At 71.4% G+C, this 16312-nt stretch carries 14 protein-coding genes; 3 read left to right on the top strand and 11 right to left on the bottom strand.

All coding sequences use genetic code 11. The annotated features are described in order from the left end of the window. Positions 1–132 precede the first annotated feature (132 nt). Positions 133–390 (top strand): WhiB family transcriptional regulator, encoded by a 258-nt coding sequence (locus tag DTB53_RS19320; protein WP_003953983.1) that lies wholly within the window; start codon positions 133–135, stop codon positions 388–390. Positions 391–588: 198 nt separating this feature from the next. Here DTB53_RS19320 and DTB53_RS19315 read toward each other — a convergent pair whose 3' ends face one another. Together DTB53_RS19315 and DTB53_RS19310 are read right to left on the bottom strand one after the other, a co-directional pair. Then, positions 589–2055, bottom strand: a complete 1467-nt coding sequence (locus tag DTB53_RS19315; protein WP_003966380.1) for a sensor histidine kinase — start codon at positions 2053–2055, stop codon at positions 589–591. Between the two features lie 364 nt (positions 2056–2419). Continuing rightward, on the bottom strand, positions 2420–3493 hold the full coding sequence (locus DTB53_RS19310; RefSeq protein WP_012379094.1) for an SIS domain-containing protein: 1074 nt from the start codon (positions 3491–3493) through the stop codon (positions 2420–2422). 278 nt (positions 3494–3771) lie between these two features. Here DTB53_RS19310 and nagB point away from each other — a divergent pair, with 278 nt between their 5' ends. Continuing rightward, positions 3772–4557, top strand: coding sequence for a glucosamine-6-phosphate deaminase (gene nagB / locus DTB53_RS19305; protein ID WP_012379095.1), 786 nt, complete (start codon positions 3772–3774; stop codon positions 4555–4557). A 229-nt stretch (positions 4558–4786) separates the two neighbouring features. Here the strand turns inward: nagB and DTB53_RS19300 are convergent, their stop codons facing one another. From DTB53_RS19300 to DTB53_RS19285, 4 genes are all read right to left on the bottom strand, one after another. Continuing rightward, on the bottom strand, positions 4787–6316 hold the full coding sequence (locus DTB53_RS19300) for a glycoside hydrolase family 3 protein (RefSeq protein WP_003966383.1): 1530 nt from the start codon (positions 6314–6316) through the stop codon (positions 4787–4789). A gap of 9 nt (positions 6317–6325) precedes the next feature. Beyond that, positions 6326–7189 carry a carbohydrate ABC transporter permease gene (locus DTB53_RS19295; RefSeq protein WP_003966384.1) on the bottom strand — a complete coding sequence of 288 codons (864 nt, stop codon included), beginning with the start codon at positions 7187–7189 and terminating at the stop codon, positions 6326–6328. Next, positions 7186–8193 (bottom strand): carbohydrate ABC transporter permease, encoded by a 1008-nt coding sequence (locus tag DTB53_RS19290; RefSeq protein WP_003966385.1) that lies wholly within the window; start codon positions 8191–8193, stop codon positions 7186–7188. The genes DTB53_RS19295 and DTB53_RS19290 overlap by 4 nt, the downstream gene beginning before the upstream one ends. A gap of 115 nt (positions 8194–8308) precedes the next feature. Then, positions 8309–9607 (bottom strand): sugar ABC transporter substrate-binding protein, encoded by a 1299-nt coding sequence (locus tag DTB53_RS19285; protein WP_012379096.1) that lies wholly within the window; start codon positions 9605–9607, stop codon positions 8309–8311. A gap of 279 nt (positions 9608–9886) precedes the next feature. On the opposite strand from DTB53_RS19285, the gene DTB53_RS19280 reads away from it, so the two are divergent. Continuing rightward, a complete protein-coding gene (locus DTB53_RS19280) occupies positions 9887–10651 on the top strand; it encodes a GntR family transcriptional regulator (RefSeq protein ID WP_003966387.1) in 765 nt (254 codons plus the stop codon). A gap of 90 nt (positions 10652–10741) precedes the next feature. Here DTB53_RS19280 and DTB53_RS19275 read toward each other — a convergent pair whose 3' ends face one another. Genes DTB53_RS19275 through DTB53_RS19255 form a run of 5 tightly spaced genes read right to left on the bottom strand, consistent with a single transcriptional unit; the run spans position 10742 to position 16289 of the window. Further along, the gene (locus tag DTB53_RS19275; RefSeq protein WP_042496150.1) at positions 10742–11752 is read right to left on the bottom strand and encodes an aldo/keto reductase; all 1011 of its coding nucleotides are present in this window, start codon (positions 11750–11752) and stop codon (positions 10742–10744) included. Then, positions 11709–12911: an endonuclease/exonuclease/phosphatase family protein gene (locus tag DTB53_RS19270; RefSeq protein ID WP_012379098.1), complete on the bottom strand. Its 1203-nt coding sequence runs from the start codon at positions 12909–12911 to the stop codon at positions 11709–11711. The genes DTB53_RS19275 and DTB53_RS19270 overlap by 44 nt, the downstream gene beginning before the upstream one ends. After that, on the bottom strand, positions 12908–14065 hold the full coding sequence (locus DTB53_RS19265; RefSeq protein WP_012379099.1) for a glycosyltransferase family 4 protein: 1158 nt from the start codon (positions 14063–14065) through the stop codon (positions 12908–12910). Before DTB53_RS19265 ends, DTB53_RS19270 begins: the two co-directional genes overlap by 4 nt. Beyond that, the gene (locus DTB53_RS19260; protein WP_012379100.1) at positions 14062–15261 is read right to left on the bottom strand and encodes an endonuclease/exonuclease/phosphatase family protein; all 1200 of its coding nucleotides are present in this window, start codon (positions 15259–15261) and stop codon (positions 14062–14064) included. The genes DTB53_RS19265 and DTB53_RS19260 overlap by 4 nt, the downstream gene beginning before the upstream one ends. Continuing rightward, a complete protein-coding gene (locus DTB53_RS19255) occupies positions 15258–16289 on the bottom strand; it encodes a glycosyltransferase family 2 protein (RefSeq protein WP_012379101.1) in 1032 nt (343 codons plus the stop codon). The genes DTB53_RS19260 and DTB53_RS19255 overlap by 4 nt, the downstream gene beginning before the upstream one ends. Between the last annotated feature and the right edge of the window lie 23 nt (positions 16290–16312).

Here is a 16312-nt window from a genome sequence, read left to right as displayed (position 1 = left end):
CCAGAACCCCTCCTCACCATCACAGACCACACCCAGTCCATCTGGGGGTCGGCCCGTCATCTGCGGGGGGATTCGTGAAAGCGTTCACATTCACAAGCAACAAGCGTGTAATACCAAGGAGAGGTAGCAGCCATGGACTGGCGTCACAACGCCGTTTGTCGTGAGGAAGACCCTGAGCTTTTCTTCCCCATCGGCAACACCGGTCCTGCGCTGCTGCAGATCGAGGAAGCCAAGGCTGTCTGCCGCCGCTGCCCCGTCATGGAGCAGTGCCTGCAGTGGGCGCTCGAGTCCGGCCAGGACTCCGGCGTCTGGGGTGGCCTCAGCGAGGACGAGCGCCGCGCGATGAAGCGCCGCGCCGCCCGCAACCGGGCGCGCAACGCAAGCGCCTGAGCGAGAACCGCACCAAGCCTCAGCCCGGCGGCGCGTACAGAGCGTACGCACAGCCCCGCCTTCGAGTCGCAGCGCGCAGTACCCCGGAGCGCATCGCAACGTGAGCATCACGGAGCGGGCCCGGACCGTCACCACGGTCCGGGCCCGCTCTGCTGTGCGCTCCGGTGTTTCCCGCCCGGCCGGTCCGCGCCGCTTCGCCTACTTGTCGGCGCGGACCGGGAGGTCCAGCACCACCTGGGTGCCGCGTTCGGGCGCCGGGACCATGCCGAACGTGCCGCCCAACTCCCCCTCCACCAGCGTCCGTACGATCTGGAGCCCGAGGTTGCCCGCCTGCTTCGGGTCGAAGCCCTCCGGCAGCCCGCGCCCGTCGTCGGTGACGGTGATCAGCAGCCGCCCGTCCGTGGGCGATCCGCCGCGCACGGCCGAGACCTCCACCGCCCCGTGGTCGGCCACGGCGAAGGCGTGCTCCAGGGCGTTCTGCAGAACCTCCGTCAGCACCATGGAGAGCGGAGTGGCGACCTCGGCGTCGAGGATGCCGAAGCGTCCGGTGCGCCGGCAGGTCACCTTGCCCGGCGAGATCTCCGAGACCATCGCGATGACGCGGTCGGCGATCTCGTCGAACTCGACCCGCTCGTCCAGATTCTGGGACAGCGTCTCATGGACGATGGCGATCGAACCGACGCGCCGGACCGCCTCGTTGAGCGCTTCGCGGCCCTGCTCGGAGTCCATCCGGCGGGACTGGAGCCGCAACAGGGCGGCCACCGTCTGGAGGTTGTTCTTCACCCGGTGGTGGATCTCCCGGATGGTCGCGTCCTTGGTGATCAACTCGCGCTCGCGGCGACGCAGTTCGGTGACGTCCCGGAGCAGGACCAGGGAGCCGATGCGGACGCCCTTGGGCTTGAGCGGGATGGCCCGCAGCTGGATCACGCCGCCCGCGCACTCGACCTCGAACTCGCGGGGCGCGTAGCCGCTGGCCACCTTGACCAGGGCCTCGTCCACCGGCCCGCGGGACGGGGCCAGTTCGGCGGTGGTGGTGCCGAGGTGGTGGCCGACCAGGTCGGAGGCGAGGCCGAGGCGGTGGTAGGCGGAGAGGCCGTTGGGGCTGGCGTACTGGACGATCCCGTCGGCGTCGAGCCGGATCAGGCCGTCGCCCACCCGCGGGGAGGCGTCCATGTCGACCTGCTGACCGGGGAAGGGGAACGCCCCGGCGGCGATCATCTGGGCCAGGTCGGAGGCGGACTGGAGATAGGTGAGCTCCAGCCGGGAGGGGGTGCGCACGGTGAGCAGGTTGGTGTTGCGGGCGATGACGCCGAGCACCCGGCCCTCGCGGCGCACGGGGATGGACTCGACCCGTACGGGCACCTCCTCGCGCCACTCCGGGTCGCCCTCGCGCACGATCCGCCCCTCGTCCAGGGCCGCGTCCAGCAGCGGGCGCCGGCCGCGCGGCACCAGGTGGCCGACCATGTCGTCCTGGTAGGAGGTGGGCCCGGTGTTGGGGCGCATCTGGGCGACGGAGACGTACCGCGTGCCGTCGCGGGTGGGAACCCACAGCACCAGGTCGGCGAAGGACAGGTCGGAGAGCAGCTGCCACTCCGAGACCAGCAGATGGAGCCACTCGAGGTCGGTGTCGCTCAGAGCGGTGTGCTGGCGGACGAGGTCGTTCATGGAGGGCACCTGTGGAGCGTACCTGTGGTTACCGCGGGCGTTCGAACCGATCGGCCCGCGGGGCCGTGCCATGGGTACGACGGTGGACAGGCGCGGGGCACCGCCCGAGAATCTCGTGCACCGAGAATGTCGTGCACATGGATGGACACGGGCAATTGGTCTAGTCCACAATGTTCATCAAGATCTCCGCTCTCCCCGCACAGGAGAGCGGACCGAGGCTCCGGCACTCTCTGCCCTGACTGCGCCGGTGCCTCCAGTGGCCGGGGGCACCGCACACCGCCGGCCAGGTAGCTCCGGGCTGCGGTGCCGGACGGGCTGAGGGTCCCGTTCTGGCGCCGCGGCCCGCGGGTGTTTCCGGGGGCCGTCAGCGGGTCTCGGTGACCTTCGCCAAGGCACGGGGCGCGTCCGGGTCCTGCCCGCGGGCGATCGTCACCTCGTACGCCAGCAGTTGCAGCGGCAGGATCTCCAGGATCGGCTGCAACTCCTCCAGGACACCCGCCGTGGGCAGCGAGAAGCCGGCCGAGGCCGCCTCCACCTGGGCCTTGGGGCCGACCACGAAGAGATCCGCGCCGCGTCCGCGCAACCGGTCCAGCACGGGCTGGAGGGCCTCGCCGCCCCGGCCGTCGGTGACCACGGCGATCACCGGGGAGATGTTGTCGACCATCGCCAGCGGCCCGTGCAGCAGATCCGCGCCGGAGTAGGAGAGGGCGGGGATGTAGCTGGTCTCCATCAGCTTCAGGGCCGCCTCCTTGGCCGTCGGGTAGCCGTAGCCGCGCGAGGTGATCACCATGCGCTCGGCGAAGCGGTAGCGGGAGGCCAGCGCCTTGACCTCGGCCCGGCGCCCCAGGACCGCGCCCGCGAGGTCGGGCAGGCCCGCGGCGGCTTCGCGGCCGTCGCGGCCGCCCAGCCCCTCCACGAAGAGATAGAGGGAGAGCAGGGAGGCGGTGTACGTCTTGGTGGCGGGGAGGGCCTTCTCCGGGCCCGCCAGGATGTCGATGTGGTACTCGGAGACCGCCGCCAGGGCGGAGTCCGGGTTGTTCGTGACGGCGAGGGTGACGGCCCCGGCCTCCCGGGCGGCCCTCGTGGAGGCCACCAGATCCGGTGAGCCGCCCGACTGGCTGACGGTGACCACCAGGACGTCCCGCAGGTCCGGCCGGGCGCCGTAGGCCGTCGTGGTGGACATCGAGGCCAGTCCGCAGGGCAGCCCGAGCCGGATCTCCAGCAGGTACTTGGCGTACAGCGCCGCGTTGTCCGAAGTCCCCCGGGCGGTGAGCAGCACGAACCGGGGCCTGCGGGCGGCGATCTCGGCGGCGACCTCCTGGATGCGGGACGCTCCCTGTTCGAGGATGCGGCGGAGCATCGCGGGCTGCTCGGCCATCTCGCCGGACATGATGCGGCCGGGCTCGTCGCCCGGGCCGGCCGGAGGGGTGGCGGACATGAGGGGCCTCCTGCGCTGTCGGCGTACGGGACGGCGCGTGCGCGGGGGTGCGCGCTCCACGCCGCTCCGGTCGGGCCTCCCCAGTCGACCAGGCAATGCCGGGCCCCGCCAGCGGGCCGGTGCGTGCGGGTAGGCGGGCGCGCGGGGTGCGCGGCGCGCGCCCGGGCGCGCGCGTGCCGATGGGCGGACTGTTCACCGTACGGCTGCCCGATTCTGCTAAATTGGGAACTTGATTGGTCTATACCACCGGCTCCCCTAGTCAGATCGGCAGGCACAGCGTGGAAGTTGTCATCGTCCCGGACGCCGCGGCAGGCGGCGAACTGATCGCGGAGGCCATCGCCGCGCTGATCGCCCGCAAGCCCGACGCCCTGCTCGGCGTTGCCACCGGCTCGACCCCGCTGCCCATCTACCGCGCGCTCGCGGCGAAGGTCGCCTCCGGCGCCGTCGACGCGTCGCGCACCCGGATCTGCCAGCTCGACGAGTACGTCGGGCTGCCCGCGGGCCACCCGGAGTCGTACCGCTCCGTGGTGCTGCGCGAGGTCATCGAGCCGCTCGGGCTCTCCGAGGCCTCCTTCATGGGCCCCGACGGGTCGGCCGAGGACGTCCAGGCGGCCTGCGAGGCCTACGACCGGGCGCTGGCCGAGGCCGGCGGCGTCGACCTCCAGCTCCTGGGCATCGGCACGGACGGACACATCGGCTTCAACGAGCCGTGCTCCTCGCTCGCCTCCCGCACCCGGATCAAGACGCTGACCGAGCAGACCCGGGTGGACAACGCGCGCTTCTTCGACGACGACATCGAGCAGGTGCCGCACCACGTGATCACGCAGGGCATCGGGACGATCCTGGACGCCCGCCACCCGATCCTGCTGGCCACCGGTGAGGGCAAGGCGGAGGCCGTCGCGCAGACGGTGGAGGGCCCCGTCGCCTCGATCGTGCCGGCCTCGGCGCTCCAGCTGCATCCGCACGCGACGGTGGTCGTGGACGAGGCCGCCGCGTCGAAGCTGAAGCTGGCGGACTACTTCCGTGCCACCTACGCGGCGAAGCCGGGGTGGCAGGGCCTGTAGGGCTTCGCCCCACGCCCCTCGTTCCCGCACGGCTCAGGGCCGGGACACCGTCGTGGTGTCCCGGCCCTGAGCCGTGTGGCGTCCGGTGCGCCGCAGGGTGCAGCCCGTCCGGCGGGAGGCTCTGTCCTCGATCGCCGGACGCGCTTGATCGTGGCCGGCCCGTACGGATCCCGGCGGGCCGGGCCCGTACGGGGTTCCGGCGCATCGGGCCCGTACGGGTCCCGGCGGGTCAGGCCTTCGTACCGGTGATCGCTTCCGCCGCCGCCAGGCCGCAGACGCGGGCCGCTCCGTGGGTCGCTATGTGCAGCGAGCCGCGCGGGTCCGACTGCGGCAGGCCCATCTCGACCACGATCGTGTCCGGGCGGGCCGCCAGCAGTGCGTCGAGCGCGGCGCCCATCCAGGCGTGCCGGTGCTCGTCGCGGACGACGGCGACGATGCGCCGCTCCCCCGCAGCCGCCAGGATCGCGTCCGCCGGGGCGGTGGACTGGTCGGTGTACGTGTCCGAGCCGGTGCCGGGCAGGATCCGCTCCAGCTCGGCGGCGATGCCCCACGGGGTCTCGTCGCCGACCGCGATGTTCGCCACCGCGCTGAACGAGGCGACGTAGGACGCCCCGGTCAGCCGGTCGCCCGAGCCGGTCACCCGGACCGCGCGGCGGGCGGCGACCAGACCGATGTCGGAGCTGACTCCGGTGCCGGGCGCGGTCCCCTCCTGCACTGCCGCGCCCGACTCCCGGATGTCCCCCCGGACCCTCTGCGTCCAGGACGCCAGGGCTCGTACACGGGCGGCCGCGTCGGCGAGCCGCTCCTCGGTCAGGTCCCCGCTGCGCACGGCCGCGACGAGGGCGTCGCGCAGCCGCAGCACCGTCTCCTCGTCGGCCAGGCCGCCGCCCACACAGATGGCGTCGGCGCCCGCCGCGAGGGCGAGGACGGACCCGCGCTCGATGCCGTACGTACCGGCGATGGCGTCCATCTCCACGGCGTCGGTGACGATCAGGCCGTCGTAGCCCAGCTCCTGGCGCAGCAGACCGGTGAGGATCTGCGGGCTCAGGGTCGCCGGACGGTCCGGGTCGAGTGCGGGAAGCAGGATATGCGCGCTCATCACCGATTTGGAACCCGCCGCGATGGCGGCCCGGAAAGGCACCAGTTCACGGGCGTGCAGGGTGTCGAGATCCACATCGATGCGGGGCAGCGCCAGGTGCGAGTCCACCGCGGTGTCGCCGTGTCCGGGGAAGTGCTTGGTGCAGGCGGCGACGCCGGCGGCCTGGAGCCCCTCGATGTACGCGGCGGTGTGCCGGGCGGCGAGCCGGGTGTCGGCGCCGAAGGAGCGCACGCCGATGACCGGGTTGCCCGGGTTGGAGTTGACGTCGGCGGACGGCGCCCAGTTGAGGTTGACGCCGCACTCGGCGAGGCGGCGGCCGAGCTCCTGGGCGACGGCCCGGGTGAGGTCGACGTCGTCCACCGAGCCCAGCGCGAAGTTGCCGGGGAAGGAGGAGCCGTGCGTGACCTCCAGGCGGGTCACGTCGCCGCCCTCCTCGTCGATGGCGACGAGGACGTCCTCCCGCTCGGAGCGCAGCCGCTCGGTGAGGGCGGAGAGCTGCTCCGGCGAGGTGATGTTGCGGCCGAACAGGCCGACGGAGGCGAGCCCCTCGCCGACGCGGCGCAGCAGCCAGTCCGGCGCGGTGGTGCCGGTGAACCCGGGCTGGAGCACCGCGAGCGCGTCACGTGTCAGGGTGTCCGTGGTGGAAACGAGGGTGGTCATGGGCCCGCACTATCCCTTCACAGCGCCGGAAGTGAGGCCGGTGGCCATCTTCTTCTGGATGATCATGAAGAACACGACGACGGGGATGGCGATCATGGTCGACGCCGCCATGAGGGCGCCGTAGTCCGTTCCGCGCTCGGTCGTGAACGTCATGAGCCATACGTTCAGCGTGTACTTGGAGTTGTCGTTGATCAGGATGTACGCGAAGAGGTACTCGTTCCACGCGTTCACCAGGGCGAAGATCGACGCGGCGGCGAGCCCGGGGGCGAGCAGCGGGAAGATCACGCGACGGAAGGCCTGGAAGCGGGTGCAGCCGTCCACCATCGCGGACTCCTCCAGCTCCACCGGGATGTTCACGACGAAGCCGCGGATCATGATGGTGGCGAAGGGCAGCGTGGAGACCAGGTAGACGACGATCAGGCCCCAGTACTCGTCGATCCCGCCCATCGCGTTGAGCTGGGCGTAGATCGGGATGAGCATCGCCGTGGGCGGCAGCATCTGGACCAGGATCATGATCAGGACCAGGGCCTTGCGGCCGAAGAACCGGAACCGGCCGATGGCCAGCGCCGCCAGGGTCGCGATGATCATGCCGCCGACCACCGCGGTGACCGCGACGATCAGGCTGGACTGGATGGCGGTGCCGAAGTTCGGCTGCTCCGTGGCCCGGACGAAGTTGTCGAAGGTGATCGACGTGGGCCAGAGCGTCTGGTCGTAGCTGCGGATCTCCCGGTTGGGCCGCAGGGCGCTGATGATCAGCCAGTAGACCGGGAAGACCATGACCAGGGCGATGCCGAGGCCGACGATGTCGAGGTGGAGCCGGCTCTTCTTGCGGTCGGGCCGCAGCGCCTGTGTCGTCTGGGTCGAGCTGCTCATTCGACCTCTCCCGTCTTCATGAGCTGGCGCAGGTAGTACACGGCCACGCCGGACAGCAGCAGCACCGTGATCAGGGCGATCGCGGTGCCCTGGCTGAAGGAGGTGGACTCGAACGCCTTGGAGTAGGAGTAGAGGCCGAGGGTCTCGTACTCCGGCTCGGGCTTGTTGCCGCGCAGCAGCCAGATCTGGCCGAAGACGTTGAAGTCCCAGATCACCGAGAGGGTGGCGACCATGGTGAAGACCGGCTTGATGACCGGCCAGGTGACGAACTTGTAGATGCCGTACGCGCTGGCGCCGTCGAGGGCGGCGGCCTCCTCCAGTTCCTTGGGGACCTGGGTGAGGGCGGCGTACAGGGTGACGACGACGAACGGGATGGCGCCCCAGACGACCAGCAGGGTGATGATGCCGAAGCCCTGGATGGGGTTGAGGTACCAGTTGTGTCCGAGCCAGTCCTCGCCGACGACCTTGGCGATCAGGGTGTTGATCAGTCCGTAGTCGGAGTCGGCCATGAACCGGAAGATGGAGGCGGCCACCATCAGCGGCATCGACCAGGCGGCGATGAGGCAGGCGGTGAGGACGAGCCGGACCCAGTTGGAGAGCCTGCGCATGAGCAGGGCGATCAGCAGCCCGAGGCCCATGGTCAGCACCACGCAGATGGCCATGAAGACGATCGTGCGGAAGGTGACCCACCAGAACTCGGAGTCGCCGAGGATGTTGGTGAACTGCTCCAGGCCGACCCATGGCGCCGGCTCGCCGGACCACAGCTCACGGCGGCCCATGTCCTGGAAGGACATGATGACCGTCTTGCCGAGCGGGTAGAGGTAGACGGCGGCGATCGCCACGATCGCCGGGAGGATCAGGAGATAGGGGAGCAGTTCCCCCTTCTTCCGCTTCCTCTTCTGCACCCGGGGCGCATCGTCGTGGGAGGACGACTTCCCGGTCGTCTGCGGGTCGGGTGGTACGGGGACCGGCGGCCCGGCGGCCTTGGTATCAGCGGCAGACACGTGGCTGACCTTCCATCGCGGGTCCGGGGCGGGCCCCGGAATTCACGGCGTTCACTTGCGGGGAAAGGAGCGGGGGCCCGGCGCTGACGCCGGGCCCCGCCTGGCGATCGGAAGGTCAGGATTCCTTGTTGATCAGCGCGTTGATCTTCTCGTCGGCCTTCTTGGTGGCGTCGGCCACGGAGGCGCCCTTGACGATCTCCAGGAGCATGTTCTGGAGGATCTCCTCCTTCTCCACGGAGGCCCAGCCCGGCGCGATCGGCGTGAACCAGGCGTCCGGCACCGCGTTGGCGATGGCGGCGGTCTCCGGCTTCTGCTTCAGCGGCTCAAGCTGCTTCTCGTTGTTGGGGAGGATGTTCTTCGACGCGAGGACCTCCATGGACTTCGCGTTGGTGAAGAGGGAGATCCACTCCTCGCCGAGGTCCTGGACCTTGGACTTGGAGATGGTCGCGAGGTCCGAGCCGCCGATGAAGGACGGGAGGGCCTTGCCCTCGGGGCCGGGCATACCGGCCGTGGCGATCTTGCCTTCGAGCTTCGGGTTGCCGTTCTCGCCGGTGGTGACGCTGCCGGCCTCCCAGGCCTGGCCGTAGATGACCGCGGCCTTCTCGTTGGCCATGACGTTGGCGTGGTCCTGCTCGTCCTTCGTCACGTCGGCCTTGTTGTACTTCTTGACCAGGTCGACGAAGTGCTGGATGCCCTTCTGGGCCTCCGGGGTGGACAGGGCGGCCTTCCACTCCTTGCTGCCCTCGTCGTACGACGCTATCTGGCCACCGTAGGCGGCGACGTAGGACATCGCGGCGTACCAGTAGCGGCCCGGGAAGTAGAGGGAGGAGGCGCGCTTGTCCTTCTTGCCGAGCTCGGCGGAGACCTTGTCCATCGCGGCGAGGAACTCGGTCTCGGTCTGCGGGAGGGCGTCGCTGCCGGTGCCGGCCTTCAGCATGTCCTTGTTGTACACGGCCAGACGGGCGCTGGCGTAGTAAGGAACGCAGTACGTCTTGCCCTCGAAGGAGCACGTGTCCTTCAGACCCTTGATCCAGGTGTCCGAGTTCTCGTACTTCTTGGGGTCGATTTCTCCGAGCGCACCATTGAGGATGTACTGCATGGTCTCGGTATTGCCGAGTTCCACGACGTCCGGGAATTTGTCGCCACCGAGGGAGGTGTCCAGCTTCTTGACCTTGTCGGCCCACTGCTGGTACTGAACCTTGACCTTGACGCCCGGGTACTTCTTGTTGAACTCGGCGTTGACGTCCTTGACCAGCTCCGGCCAGGTGGACTGGGCCTCGCCCATGAGCCAGACGGTCAGGTCTTCCTTGCGGTCCTTCGGGTCGGCGGACGAGTCCTTGTCACCCGAACCGCACGCCGCGATCGAAACCAACATGCCCGCGACACCAATAGCCACGATGAGCTTGCGCTTCACGTCAAACCCTCCTCAGGGATGCTGCAACCCCACCCACCGCGAAGACATTCGACGAGTTCTGCTGGGGCTGGACCTGGTCTTTAATGGTTTAGACCAGTACCGGGAGCTTGGCCTAGACCTTTAGGGGTGTCAAGGGTGTATAAGAAGTGCACTCGCGTCCGTTATAGGACCGACACCTAAGGGAGGGCGACGACCCGTGACCGGACCGTGCCACCATGTGAGCCGCGACAGACGGAGGAGCCGGTGACGGCAGCAACGCAAGCGTCGGGAAGGCGGGCCATGGGCGCCGAAGGGGGCAGTACGGGGGGCGAGACCGGTACCGGTACGCGCACAGCGCGCGTACCGAAGTACTACCGGCTCAAGCGCCATCTCCTCGACATGACGGACACCCTGCCGCCCGGCACCCCCGTGCCGCCCGAACGCACCCTGGCGGCCGAATTCGACACCTCGCGCACCACCGTGCGCCAGGCGCTCCAGGAGCTGGTCGTGGAGGGCCGGCTGGAGCGCATCCAGGGCAAGGGCACCTTCGTGGCCAAGCCGAAGGTCTCCCAGGCCCTCCAGCTCACCTCGTACACCGAGGACATGCGTGCCCAGGGACTGGAGCCGACGTCCCAACTGCTGGACATCGGCTATGTGACGGCGGACGACACGCTCGCCGGCCTGCTGGACATCTCGACGGGCGGCCGGGTGCTGCGCATCGAGCGGCTGCGGCTCGCCAGCGGGGAGCCGATGGCGATCGAGACCACGCACCTTTCGGCCAAACGCTTCCCGGCGCTGCGCCGTTCGCTGGTGAAGTACACCTCGCTCTACACCGCGCTCGCCGAGGTGTACGACGTGCGCCTCGCCGAGGCGGAGGAGACCATCGAGACCTCGCTCGCGACGCCGCGCGAGGCGGGACTGCTCGGCACCGACGTGGGGCTGCCGATGCTCATGCTGTCCCGCCATTCGGTGGACGGCCAGGGCGAACCCGTGGAGTGGGTGCGATCGGTGTACCGGGGCGACCGGTACAAGTTCGTGGCCCGCCTGAAGCGGCCCACGGACTGAGCACCACCACGGACGGCGCGGTACGCACAGGGCGGTGGCCCGGGGAGCTCGTCCCCGGGCCACCGCCCGTTTTCGGTCACACGGGGTGCGTCAGCGCAGCTCGGGGTCCATCTCGATGACGCTGTACGGGTACGGGAGCACCTGGTCGCTCGCGGCGGTCAACAGGGCCGCGTCGGCCGGGTCGAGGTCCAGGTCCGCCGCGCCCAGGTTGGTCTCCAGCTGCTCAAGGGTGCGGGCGCCGACGATGGGGGCGGTGACCCCGGGCCGGCCCAGCAGCCAGGCGAGGGCCACGACCGGCACCGCGAGGCCCGTGCGTCCGGCGACCTCGTGCAGGGCGTCCAGCACCCGCCAGGTGCGCTCGTCCCCCTCGTACGCGCTCCACGACTCGCCCCAGCCGAGCTTCTCGGCGGTCTCCACGCGGGTGCCCGTGGGCGGTCGCTCCGTACCGCGCCGGATCGCGCCGCTCAGCCAGCCGCCGCGCAGCGGGCTCCACGGGATGACGCCCAGGCCCTCGTTGCGGCTGACCTCCATCAGCTCCCACTCGGCGGAGCGGTCCAGCAGGTTGTAGAGCGGCTGGAGGGCGGTGAAGGGTTCCCAGCCGTTCGCACGGCTGAGGTCGACGGCCTTCTGGAGCTGCCAGCCGGAGAAGTTGCTGGCCCCGATGTAGCGCACCTTGCCGGAGGTGACGAGGGCGTCCAGGGTCGCGAGGGTCTCCTCCAGCGGGGTGCCGGGGTCCCAGGCGTGCACCTGGTAGAGGTCGATGTGGTCGGTGCCCAGCCGGCGCAGGCTCGACTCGACCCCGGCGATCAGGTGGTTGCGGCCCAGCCCCCGGTCGTTGGGGCCCTCCCCCGTGCCGTACCGCACCTTGGTGGCGATCACCACGTCGTCACGGCGCTGTCTCTTCAGCCAGCGGCCGAGGATCTCCTCGGAGGCTCCGGCGGAGTAGATGTCGGCCGTGTCCACGAAGGTGCCGCCCGCCTCCGTGAAGCGGTCCAGCAGGGCGTGGCTGGTGGTCTCGTCGGCCTCGCGGCCGAACGTCATGGCGCCGAGGCAGAGTTCACTGACCCGCAGGCCGGTCTTTCCCAGGTAGCGGTAACGCATGGTGAGTTCCTTCGTCGTGATGGCGGAAACCGTCGTGCCGGCGGAGACCGTCGTGGTGGCGGAGACCGTCGTGGTGGCGGATACGGAGGTCGGTGCGGGCCCGGTGGTCCGGTTCGGCGAGCGACACGGACACCTCCTGGACGCTGTGGTCGGACAGGCCGCGCGGGTCGCGGAAGCGGTAGCGGTGGACCCGGGCGCCCGGTGTGGTGAGCACCCAGTCCAGCCGCCACCAGCGCAGCCCCGGACGGGCCTGCCACGAGGTGGGGCAGAGGCGTCCGGACAGGGCGACCGCGTCGGAGCCCAGGCGGGCGATGCGGCGGGCGTCCCCGATCGCTGCGGTGGTGTTGAAGTCCCCCGCGATCAGGGCCGGATGGGGACAGCCGGCGACGTCCGCGAGGAGTCCCCGGTACTCCCGTTCCCGGTCAGCGGCCCGGGTGCGGACCGCGCGGTAGAAGTCTGCGCGCAACGGGCTGATGAGTCGCAGCTGTACCGGGATGTGGACATTGAAGGTGGCGAGAATCCGACCGTCACCCGGCATCTCCAGGTCCACCCGCAGGGTCCGGCGGGCGGCCGTCTCGACGGTCGCGACGACCGGGAGCCGGGACAGGGTGATCAGGCCGCGGGCGATGACGGCCCGGTGGCCGGGGAAGGTCTCGCGCAGCCGCCGCTCGTCGTCGATCAGGCGGTACGTGCCGTCGAACTCGTCGTGGTGGTACTCCTGGAGGAGGTAGACGTCGGCGTCGAGCCCGCGCAGAAAGGCGTAGAAGGGCTCGGGGTCGGTGGACTGGCACCAGTGCTGGGTGTTCCAGGACACGACGCGTACCGCCCCGTCCGGTGCCGGCGGCGGGCGGCGCCTCCCCCGTACGAGCGCGCCGGGCACGAGGCCGGACTGCCGGGCCCCGAGCAGCAGGGCCGCGCCCGCCACGACGGCGGCCGTGACGTCCCCCGTCGCCCCCGCGGCCACCAGGAGCAGGGCGGGCAGGGCGACGAACACGGGCGGCGGCAGCAGCGAGGGCAGCAGCCAGAACCACCAGCGGCCGTTGAGGGCGAGGTGCGCGGCCAGGAAGACCGCCCAGGCCCCGCCGGCCCACAGCACCCAACCGCCCCCGGCGAGAGGCCCGTTCGCACCGGCCGCCGCCACCTGGCCGATCGTCGTCACGCGGGGGCTCCCTGTGCGGCCCCGGCCTCCTGGAACAGCGCGTCGTAGGCGTCCAGGCAGCTGTCCGTCCCGTACCGGGCGCGGGCGTCACGGCCCCCCTCCGCGCGGCGCTCCGGCGCGTAGGCGGCCACGTCCAGCAGCGCCCCGGCCAGGGCGCGGGCGTCGCCGGGCGGGAAGAGGCGGCCGAAACCGGTCTCCGACACCGGCACGCGCATGCCCGGGGCGTCGCTCGCGACGGAGGGGACGCCGAGCATCATCGCCTCGGCCTGGGAGATGCCGAAGGACTCCTCGGCGACGGACGGCAGGGCGAAGGCGTCCAGCGAGGCGTAGAAGCCCGCGACCCGCTCGTCGGCGAGGAAGCCGGTGAACCGGATACGGGTGTCGTCGCCGGCCCGGGCGCGCAGGGCCCCGACGACGCTGCCGCCCGCGACCTTGGAGTAGTCGCCGGCGATCAGCAGCCGGGCCTCGGGGTCCGGGATCGTCCGAAAGGCGTCGACCAGGTGGTGCAGCCCCTTCTCCGGGGCGATCCGGCCGAGGAAGCCGAAGTGCGGCCCGGCCGTCTCGCGGAACGCGGCGGGGGCGGGCTCGCGTTCGCGGCAGGGCGGGGCGATGGCCAGCAGCCGGCGCTCGCGCATCAGGGGATAGTGGCGCGAATGCTCGGCGTGGTCCACGTTGTTGACGACCACCGCCGCCGATCGGCGCAGCGCCCCGGCCACCGAGGCGTCGACGGCCTTCACCTGGAGCGGGGCGAGGGCGCCCCCGGCCAGCCAGACGTCGTCGTGGTGGGTGGCGACCACGGGGGTGCTCCCGGCGAGGCGGGCCACGAGCCCGGCCTCCAGCATCGGCAGATGGAGGTTGACGACCCGGGAGGCGCGGGCGATCCGCCCGGCGAGCGGGGCGAAACCGGGGCTGATCACCCCGCGTCCCAGCCGGGCGGCGACCGGGGCGCGGAACACCTCGACGCCGCCCACGGTCTCCCGTACGGGGCGGTCCGGATCGTGCCGGCAGGCGACGACGGCGACCCGGCGGCCCCGCGCGGCCAGCCCCTCGGCGACCGTGCGGGCCACTTCGGTGAGTCCGCTGGTGTACGGGAGGTAGTAGGTCAGCACGATCGTCGCGTCGAAGCGGGGCGAGCGCGTGGAGCGCCGGGTCATGACCGGTCCTTCTCGGTGGCCGGGGCGGACGCCCCGGGGGCGGGCAGGGAGAGGCGGAGATCGATCAGCCGGTGGGTGGAGAGCGCGGCGGGCGGGTCCTGGACGGACTGCCGGTGCAGGTCGATCCGGGGCGAGACGAACGCCCAGTCCAGCCGCCAGAGCGCCGGGCCGCTGACCGGGAAGGTCGCCGGGTACACCGAGTCCCCCGCGTCGGCGGCGTCCCGCAGCCCGTCGAACCAGCGCAGGTCCCCGGTGCCCGGCAGCACGTTGAGGTCCCCGGCGAGGACCACCGGGTGGCCGTTGCCGTCGAGGTCCTCGCGCAGCGCCTCGAAGTGGCGGTCGCGTCGCTCGGAAAGCTGCCGTACGGAGCGGTGGTAGGCGGGGGTCAGCGGGTTGCGGTCGACGTTGAGCAGATCGGGCAGGTGGGTGTTGTACAGGGACAGGGTCCGGCCGTCGACGTCGATGTCGGTGCGCAGGACGCGGACGTTCCAGTAGTCGGCCCAGGAGGTGTCGGGCGGGGCGAGCCCGTCGGGGCGCAGCGCCCGCGCCGAGGTGATCGGGAAGCGGGACAGGGTGAGGAACTCGCCCTCGGTGGCGATGTGGAAGCCGGGGAACTCCTTCCGGATCCTGGCCAGGTCGTCGATCGGCGCGGGTTCGTCGCCCCGGGCGTTCTGGTACTCCTGGAGGAGGTAGACGTCGGCGGAGCGGGACCTGAGGTAGGCGTAGAAGGCGTCGGTGTCGCTGTCCTGGTCCCAGAAGAAGGTGTTCCAGCTGACCACCTTCAGCGCTCCGGCGGGCACGGCGGGCTGCCCGCGCAGGAGGGCCCCGGGGTGCAGTCCGGTCTGCCAGGAGCCGAGCAGCAGGGAGAGCAGGACGACGCCCACCGCCGCCCGCCGGCCGTGCCGGATCAGGGCGGCCGGGATCAACAGGACGAGCGGGAAGACCAGATGGAGGACGGGCGGGGCGAGGCCGAGGCCGTTCCACGCCCACCACCGGCCGCTGAGGAGGGCGCGGGCGGCCACGAACAGGGCCCACAGGACGGCGACGGCCAGCAGCAGCCGGCCGGGCCACCGGCGGGGCGGGGCCGCCGTATCCCCGGGTGCGGGCGGCGGCGTGTCCGGTACGGCGTCGGGGGCGTCCGGGTCAACGGCGCCGGGGCGGTCCGCCGAGCCGCCCGCCGTCAGGGTCCCGGTCATCCGGCGGCCCGCACCGGGGCGAGGTGCTCCCCCGGCTCGTACAGGCGGCGGAAGCGGCGGGAGGCCAGCCACTGGAGGACGCCGACGCCCGCGCCCGCCGCGATGACCGCGTTGACCACGGTGTGCGTGAAGGCGAAGTAGGCGGCGAACAGGGGGCCCCGGCGGCGCAGGACGAAGCGGTGGAGGGCGGTGTCCGCGAGGAGGGTGAAGGCCAGCAGGGCGGCCGGGGCGAGCAGCCAGGGCGGGGCGATCAGGCCGAGCGGCAGGGTCAGCAGGGCGAGCAGGGCCGCGACGCTGGCTCCGGCGCGCGGCCCGGTGGCGATGCCGCCGGGGAGGTCGCCGCGGCGGACGTACAGCGGGATGTGCAGCCGGGTGCGGTGGAAGACCTTGCGCAGCACGACCCGCCAGGTGTCGTCGTGGTCGTGCCGGCCGCGCACGGCGGTGGAGCTGTGGACCTCGTAACTCCGGCAGATCCGGGCGGCGTAGTCGCCGTCCTCGGTGTGCCGCAGCCGGGGGTTGAAGGGGCCGATCTCGGCGAAGACCCGGGCGGGCATGGCGCAGATCGCGGTGTGCAGGGTGCCGATGCGGCCCTCGGTCTCGGCGAGCCAGTAGAACTGGTGGAGGCAGCGGTACTCCTCGACCAGGCTGTCCCGGATGAGGGGTTCGGCGTCGTAGGTGCCGCAGACCGCGCCGATGCGGGGGTCGGAGTCGAGCAGGGCCACGGCGTTGGCGACGGCGTCCGGCTCCATCGCCACGTCGGAGTCGACGAAGACGATGATCTCGCCGCGGGCGTGGGCCGCCCCGGTGTTGCGGGTGGTGGCCACTCCGCTGTTGACGCCGGTGCTGATCACCCGGACGCCGCAGGCCTCGGCGACGGCGACCGAGTCGTCGGTGGAGCAGTCGTCGATCAGCAGCACCTCCAGCGGCTCGTAGGTCTGGGCGAGTGCGGCGCGCAGGCAGAGCTCCAGCGCGCGGCCGTAGTTGTAGTTGGGGATGACGACGGAGACGAGCGGTTGCTTCCGGTTCATGGGGCGGCGCCTTCGGGCGGTCG

Origin of the sequence: Streptomyces griseus, from assembly GCF_900460065.1 — a bacterium.
Classification (GTDB): Bacteria; Actinomycetota; Actinomycetes; order Streptomycetales; family Streptomycetaceae; genus Streptomyces; species Streptomyces griseus.
This window is presented reverse-complemented; position numbering and strand designations above follow the sequence as displayed.

Coding starts and splice junctions, on each gene's coding strand:
- DTB53_RS19320 (WP_003953983.1), top strand. CDS start 133: ATGGACTGGCGTCACAACGCCGTTTGTCGTGAGGAAGACCCTGAGCTT.
- DTB53_RS19315 (WP_003966380.1), bottom strand. CDS start 2,055: ATGAACGACCTCGTCCGCCAGCACACCGCTCTGAGCGACACCGACCTC.
- DTB53_RS19310 (WP_012379094.1), bottom strand. CDS start 3,493: ATGTCCGCCACCCCTCCGGCCGGCCCGGGCGACGAGCCCGGCCGCATC.
- DTB53_RS19300 (WP_003966383.1), bottom strand. CDS start 6,316: ATGACCACCCTCGTTTCCACCACGGACACCCTGACACGTGACGCGCTC.
- DTB53_RS19295 (WP_003966384.1), bottom strand. CDS start 7,189: ATGAGCAGCTCGACCCAGACGACACAGGCGCTGCGGCCCGACCGCAAG.
- DTB53_RS19280 (WP_003966387.1), top strand. CDS start 9,887: ATGGGCGCCGAAGGGGGCAGTACGGGGGGCGAGACCGGTACCGGTACG.
- DTB53_RS19275 (WP_042496150.1), bottom strand. CDS start 11,752: ATGCGTTACCGCTACCTGGGAAAGACCGGCCTGCGGGTCAGTGAACTC.
- DTB53_RS19265 (WP_012379099.1), bottom strand. CDS start 14,065: ATGACCCGGCGCTCCACGCGCTCGCCCCGCTTCGACGCGACGATCGTG.
- DTB53_RS19260 (WP_012379100.1), bottom strand. CDS start 15,261: ATGACCGGGACCCTGACGGCGGGCGGCTCGGCGGACCGCCCCGGCGCC.
- DTB53_RS19255 (WP_012379101.1), bottom strand. CDS start 16,289: ATGAACCGGAAGCAACCGCTCGTCTCCGTCGTCATCCCCAACTACAAC.